This is a genomic window from Belliella marina (assembly GCF_042682445.1).
Lineage (GTDB): Bacteria > Bacteroidota > Bacteroidia > Cytophagales > Cyclobacteriaceae > Belliella > Belliella marina.
The window spans coordinates 10040-16490 of sequence record NZ_JBHUHR010000049.1; the positions used below are offsets into that span (position 1 = coordinate 10040).

8 protein-coding genes are annotated in these 6451 nt (G+C 38.5%); all 8 read right to left on the reverse strand.

The window, feature by feature from the left end; all coding sequences use genetic code 11:
• Positions 1-597 (reverse strand): MBL fold metallo-hydrolase (locus tag ACFSKL_RS22075; RefSeq protein ID WP_376889423.1); only part of this gene is annotated, 597 nt, incomplete at its 3' end.
• Between the two features lie 232 nt (positions 598-829).
• Positions 830-1750, reverse strand: coding sequence for a helix-turn-helix domain-containing protein (locus tag ACFSKL_RS22080; protein ID WP_376889424.1), 921 nt, complete (start codon positions 1748-1750; stop codon positions 830-832).
• 18 nt (positions 1751-1768) lie between these two features.
• Complete coding sequence (locus ACFSKL_RS22085; protein WP_376889426.1) at positions 1769-2602, reverse strand: SDR family NAD(P)-dependent oxidoreductase; 834 nt, start codon at positions 2600-2602, stop codon at positions 1769-1771.
• A 239-nt stretch (positions 2603-2841) separates the two neighbouring features.
• Positions 2842-3630: a helix-turn-helix domain-containing protein gene (locus ACFSKL_RS22090; protein ID WP_376889428.1), complete on the reverse strand. Its 789-nt coding sequence runs from the start codon at positions 3628-3630 to the stop codon at positions 2842-2844.
• Between the two features lie 128 nt (positions 3631-3758).
• On the reverse strand, positions 3759-4409 hold the full coding sequence (locus ACFSKL_RS22095) for an NAD-dependent epimerase/dehydratase family protein (RefSeq protein ID WP_376889430.1): 651 nt from the start codon (positions 4407-4409) through the stop codon (positions 3759-3761).
• A 49-nt stretch (positions 4410-4458) separates the two neighbouring features.
• The gene (locus ACFSKL_RS22100) at positions 4459-4866 is read right to left on the reverse strand and encodes a nuclear transport factor 2 family protein (protein WP_376889431.1); all 408 of its coding nucleotides are present in this window, start codon (positions 4864-4866) and stop codon (positions 4459-4461) included.
• A 226-nt stretch (positions 4867-5092) separates the two neighbouring features.
• Complete coding sequence (locus tag ACFSKL_RS22105) at positions 5093-6004, reverse strand: helix-turn-helix domain-containing protein (RefSeq protein WP_376889433.1); 912 nt, start codon at positions 6002-6004, stop codon at positions 5093-5095.
• A gap of 30 nt (positions 6005-6034) precedes the next feature.
• Positions 6035-6451, reverse strand: a 417-nt coding sequence (locus ACFSKL_RS22110; RefSeq protein WP_376889435.1) for an SDR family NAD(P)-dependent oxidoreductase, incomplete at its 5' end; no start/stop codon positions are given.

Here is a 6451-nt window from a genome sequence, read left to right on the forward strand (position 1 = left end):
TCTTGTAAAACCCCTTCCCGAAAAATGCCTTGCAGGTGCAGTATGTATCGTAAACCCCTTATCCAACGTGACATGTTCGTTCCAATCTTTCTCGATAATTACATTCTTGTCAAATCCCCAATGCTCAAAATGGGAACCAACGCCCAATCCACAAATCACGGTCTTTATTTTGTCTTTTAATGCGATAACGGTTTCATAATCCAAATGGTCGTAGTGGTCGTGTGTAATCAATAAACAATCTATTTCGGGCATATCCGCTGCTGTATAAATATCCGTTCCGTTGAATGATTTGTTGTTCCCCGGTATGGGTGCTGCATTACCACTAAAAACAGGGTCAATCAGAAAGCGTTTGCCGCCAACCTGCATAAAATAAGACGAATGCCCAAACCATACCAATACATTGCTATCAGATGGAAGTTTTAGTAAATCCGTTTTTATAGAGGGGATTATATCTGTGGGTTTCTGCCTCGGAAATTTTTTAAACAGGAAATCCCACATAATTACCGTCATAGAATACCCCTCGGTCAAGACAGACGTAAAACTTATGTTTTGGAATTTACCGTTTTTGTAATTGGCTGAAGTTTTTATTAATTCCAAACGTTCACCACTTGGGGCTTTACCAAATTTTGACTGACGCATATAAAAGAAAATGGCAATTGCCATTAATAGTAGGATACTCAAAAGTATAATCATTGTTCGTTTCAGTATTTTAAAAGTTTTGTTCATTGAGATGGTGTCTTACTGTTTTTATAAACCCTTTTTTGGATAAATATTCTGTGTTAAAGCTGTTGTTCAATAGAAGCCAACCTATCTTGATCCTGCTTGTCCGTCAGTTAAACGATTGCCGAAACTCCAAAGGAGACATTTCGGTCTTCTTTTTGAATAATTTGCTGAAAGACTGTGGATATTCAAAACCAAACTGATAGGCAATTTCGCTGACGGACAAATCTGTGGTCACCAATACTTCTTTGGCTTTATCTATCAAATGATTATGGATATGCTGTTGGGTGTTTTGTCCTGTAAGGTTGCGAAGCATATCACTTAGATAATCTGCCGAAACATTTAATTTGCCTGAAATATACTGGACGGTTGGAAGCCCTGATTCCTGTAGCTGTTCGCTATTGAAATAATCGGATAATAAACGTTCCAGTTTTATCAACAAGTCGTTGCTCGCTGTCCTGCGGGTAATAAACTGCCTGTTGTAAAAACGGTTGCAATAATTCAGCAGCAATTCTATGTGGGAAACAATGACATCCTGGCTAAAATTGTCGATAACCGAACGGTATTCGTTTTCAATGTTCTGTATGATTGCCGTTACCGCTTTTTCTTCATCGTCCGAAAGATGTAAGGCTTCATTCACGGCATAAGAAAAGTAACCGTATTCCTTTATTGCTTTTCCCAAGGGGTAATTTCTGATAAAATCGGGATGAACAACCAGCCAATATCCCGATAGCTTCAAGTTCTCAACAATATTGGTGGTGACCACCTGCATGGGTGAAAAGAAGGTCATCACTCCTTCATCAAAATCATAATACTGCTGTCCGTATTTCATTTTGCCTTCAAAATTCCTTTTAATGGCAATGCAGTAAAAATTATAGGAAACACTCCGCATACTTTCATCGTCAAAGCATTTGATTTCCTCAAAATTGATAACACTTACCAATGGATGTTTGGGCTTTGGCAGTTCCAGTAGCTTGTGCAATTCTGAAATCGAATGGATGATATACGGCTTATGGGTTGTTTTTTTCATGGATGTGAAGATAAAAAATCAGTCGAAATCGGTTGATAAGGTCAAATGCTTCCACGCTTCAAACTCCTGCATTTCTTTTTCCCGGTGTTCTTTTATCAGTTGATAGGTGTCTGTTCCCAACAGCAGGCGGATGGGCGGATTTTCCAACTCCACTATTTCGGCAAGTATCTTTACCAATTTTTCGGGATCACCGATTTGTTGTCCGCTATATGCCGTCCACATTTCTTCTGCTTGATCCACACCATATACCGGGATCCTGTTTTCAGCATATTGCATGGAGCCTTTGTCCATAAAATTGGTCCTGAATTGTCCAGGTGCTACTACGGTGACTTTTATGCCAAAAGCATTAACTTCCTGTGCCAGTGCTTCGGAAAGCCCGATTACGGCAAACTTTGCCGCATTGTAGCTAGTAGCATTTGCAAACCCAACATAACCCGCATTGGATGAAATATTGATGATATGTCCCGATTGCTGTTGCCTTAAATAAGGCATTACGTTGCGTATCACATGGACTGTTGCAAAAAGGTTTACATCGATTGTTTGGCGAAACTCCCCGTCTGTCATTTCTTCCATACTGCCTACCAAAGAATAGCCTGCATTATTTACAACGACATCAATTCTCCCAAATTTTTCGATGCTTTTTTCAATTGCTTTTTTCACCTCTTTGTCTGATGTAATGTCCACTTTCAATGGCAAGAAATTGCCCTGATATTCTGTAATGGATTTTTTTAACGCTTCGGTATTCCTTGAAGTAGCCACCACTTTATCGCCTTGTGATAATGCCAATCTGGTCAATGCAAGTCCTAAACCTTTCGATGCTCCTGTGATAAACCACACTTTTTTGTCACTCATAATTTCATGTGTTTGTTTGTTTTTTATTTGTCATCCCGATTGGTCGGGACAGGCTATGGAATCTCGCTATGATAATCATCCATCTGTGTGACGTTCTCATCTTGCTCGATTTCATATTTTATTTATGGTACAAATGTCTTCAGGTTTTAAAACCAAAAAGTGTTCAAATCCTGTAAGGTCGTATCCAAAACAAGGGAAGTTCTTTTGTGTTGGTCGTGGATGTTGGCTCAGTCTGTTTCTTATTTGTTTGATAGCTCTGTCGGTGCATAACCAAACTGCTTTTTGAAAGCGTAAGAGAAATGCGACAAATCTTCAAAACCTAATTCCAAATAAATGTCAGTCGGTTTTTTGTTCTTTTTGTCAATGAGAAAATGTGCTTCTTGTAAGCGTTTCTGTATTAACCAACGATTTGGGGCTTCATTAAAAATTTCTTTGAAGTCCCGTTTGAAAGCCGATAAACTCCTCCCTGTCATATAGGCTAAGCGCTGAATGCTTACATTGAACTTGAAGTTTTTATTCATAAACGCTTCCAAATTTATTTTTTCAGGTATGCCGTAGTCAAAAAATATTCCTACAAGTTCGGGTTGGTTTTTCAGCAAGATGACAAGCAATTCTTCTCGTTTTATGTCTGCAAATGCTTTGTCAATTTTTCCCGAACGATTGTAATAGGGTACAAGTGATTGAATAAAGTTTGGTAACCATTCACGTTTGTCTAATTTCAAAAATGCTTTTTCTGATTTGAATTTTATAACTGTCGGTCTATGTTTTTCCTGAAACTTTTTTAAAAACGCTTCATCAAAAATGATGACTACTTTTTCAAATTCGTTTTCTGTTTTTTCCTTGTTGTATCTCGCCAAGTGATTTTTAAAAAACAAACAATATTCGTCTGCATGGATTGTTTGTTTTTTGTTTCCGTCATAGCTGTTTATTTTTCCTTTTGCCAAATACAAGAAAAAGTGTTCAGCAATAAATTGTTCAGGCGAAATTTCGGGTCCGATATAACAAGATTTTATGTCAGTTACTTTCATTGTTTGCTACTTTACATTTTTCCACCATTGTTTAAATACTTGCATGCTGTCGTTGCCCCTTTCTGTTTCGTCAATCATTGGTGTTGCTAATGTGCATGATTTTGATTGTGAAAATTCGCTTAGTTGTTTCATTGAGCCATCATTTTTATATCTTTCTCGTCTAAAACATTTTTTGAATACCTTTTTAAAGTTACGTTTATCATAGCTTTACCAATTTCCTGAATAGTGCAGGTAGGAAAGAACAGGCTAAATAATGGATAAAATATTTTATGTGCCCAACGATTGTAGCCGTAAAAATGCTTTTGTCCTTTGGTGGGTTTCATCAATGAAGGACGGAAATTGTATTCACTTTTGAAAGGCATTTGTTTTAAGGCGTTTTCTGTTTTTCCTTTTATCCTTGCCCACATGACTTTTCCTAGTTGGGTGCTGTCAGTGCTTCTTCCACTTACATAACAAAAAGTGATTTTAGGGTTGGCTTCTAACAGTGCTCTTGCAAACGCTATCGTGGTATCATAAGTGATGTAATTATATTTTTCTTCCGACATTCCTGCGGAGCTTATCCCTGCACAATAATAGCAGGCATCGTAACCTTTTATATCGTTTTCAAAGTCCTGCAATTTTGTAAAATCAGGCACTGATAATTCTTTCAGTTTTGGATTTTTAATTCCGCAGGATCTTCTTGAAATGCTTAGCACTTCTGATACTTTGTTGTTTTGCAGGCATTCCAACAGAACGCCCTCGCCAACCATTCCCGTAGTTCCTGTTATGATTACCCTCATTTTCTTATTTCTAATATGTTGTTCATCGCATTCCCAATGTTATTAACTGTTACTTTACATCATCCATCGGGCCACAGAATAGTTCATTAACCATAATAGTATCCAGATATTCATAAAGCCCGCTAATTAAGCTATCCTTAAATGTTAAAAGCAGCATCACATTGTTTTCGTAAATACGGCCATCTTTTCGGATTCCCCGAATATGAACATAAAGTACTGCCCGCTCTTCGTCTGCAGTGATAGATTGAAGCGTCATTTTCATCCCATCCGGGAATCGTTCTGCTACGGTGCCCCATAGTTTTGCCTGGTTTTCGAGTGATTGATAACCTCCAAAAGGCCAGGATCCCTCACCACTCAACCAATAAACACAATCAGGTGTTTTTAACTTGTTCATTTCATCGAAGTTTCCAGCCACCATTGCATCAAAATACTTCTTTGCTGTTTCTTTATTTTCCATTGTCCAATAATTTTATGATGCAAAGATGAGCGTAACATTTTTAAGTAGCTTTGTTGAAAAGTCCAAATTTATTTTGCCGAGAAGTCCAAATGTACCAAAGTCATTAGCTCAAAAAAATCCTATGTGGTGGGGCTTTTCTTTCGTGTTGTCCTATGACTGCTGAGCAGGTGTTAGGTCGTTCGTGGATTTGCTGAAAAAAAATAAAAAAGAGAGAAAAGGAAAATTTCTAATTAAACGACTTCCGAAACTCCAAAGGCGAAATATTGGTCTTTGCCTTAAAAAGCCTGCTAAACGATTGTGGATGCTCAAAACCTAATTCGTAAGCAATTTCACTTACAGAAAGTTCTGTTGTTGTTAAGACCTCCTTGGCTTTTTCTATCAGCATTGCGTGGATGTGTTGCTGTGTGGTTTGCCCGGTGAGTTGCTTCAGGCAATCGCTAAGGTATTTGGGCGATAAATTTAACTGTGAAGCCAAGTAGGCAGGGCTTGGTAATTTGTGTTCATTGTTACTGAGGAAATAGTTGTTTAATTTTTTTTCCACTTTATTTAATAGGTCGCTGTTTTGCGTTTTCCGTGTAATGAACTGACGCTTGTAATAGCGATTGAAATGTGTCAATAACAAATCTATTGCGGAAATCATCACGTCCTGACTGAAATCATCAATGGGCAACAGGTATTCCCTTTCAATTTGCAGAAAAATGGTTTCTATGGCTTTCTGCTCTTCTTCGGATAGGATCAACGCTTCGTTTACATCATAATCGAAAAAACCGAAAGATTTTATTTTTTGATTTAAGGGATAGGCCCTCAAAAAGTCAGGGTGGATATTGATCAGCCAGCCAGCTTTTGCAAATGCAAAATCTTTGTCGATGATGCTCACTTGCCTGGGGGCAAAACAGGAAATGACCCCTTCATCAAAATCAAAAGGTGTTTGTCCATATTGCATTTTACAGGGACATGCTGTCTTTAGGGTGATTTGGTAAAAATCACTGATCAACTTGGTGCGCTGTACGCTTTCTACTTGGGGTAAATCTTCAAAACGGTGAATGCTGAACAGCGGATGCTTCGGCTTGGAAAGACCCACCACCTTGTGTATATCAGCAATGGATTTGAGATGGATGGTCACTGTATCAGGATTCACTTTGCTTTTATTTATAGTCAAATTTACAAATTATTTACCCAATTTTTTTCTGTACGATCCTGCAAAACTCCTGGCTAAGAATGCATTTGGAAACAGGGTTGATAACCGGGCTGCCATCCGGTTCATTCTTCCTGAAACAATGTAGTGTTTTCTTTTGTCCAATGCCTTAAATAGTTCATCTGCCACCTGTTCAGGGGCTTGGGTTGAGCTACTATATTCCGTACCAAGCCCTTTGCCTATTTCGTTTGCTATTCCTGCGGCATTGTTGAAATTGGTCTTGGTCAATCCGGGACAAAGCAACATGGCGTGCACATTGAAGGGCTTACACTCTTGCGTGAGTGCCTGGGTAAAGTGTCGCACGAAAACCTTACTGGCAGAATAAGTGGTCATATACGGTATCGGAATGAAAGATGCCATAGAAGCAACGTTGATGATGGTGCCGCTTTT

Bases quoted from the DNA above. Each gene is read 5' to 3' on its own strand.
- ACFSKL_RS22095 (WP_376889430.1), bottom strand. From the start codon at position 4,409: ATGAGGGTAATCATAACAGGAACTACGGGAATGGTTGGCGAGGGCGTT.
- ACFSKL_RS22100 (WP_376889431.1), bottom strand. From the start codon at position 4,866: ATGGAAAATAAAGAAACAGCAAAGAAGTATTTTGATGCAATGGTGGCT.
- ACFSKL_RS22085 (WP_376889426.1), bottom strand. From the start codon at position 2,602: ATGAGTGACAAAAAAGTGTGGTTTATCACAGGAGCATCGAAAGGTTTA.
- ACFSKL_RS22090 (WP_376889428.1), bottom strand. From the start codon at position 3,630: ATGAAAGTAACTGACATAAAATCTTGTTATATCGGACCCGAAATTTCG.
- ACFSKL_RS22080 (WP_376889424.1), bottom strand. From the start codon at position 1,750: ATGAAAAAAACAACCCATAAGCCGTATATCATCCATTCGATTTCAGAA.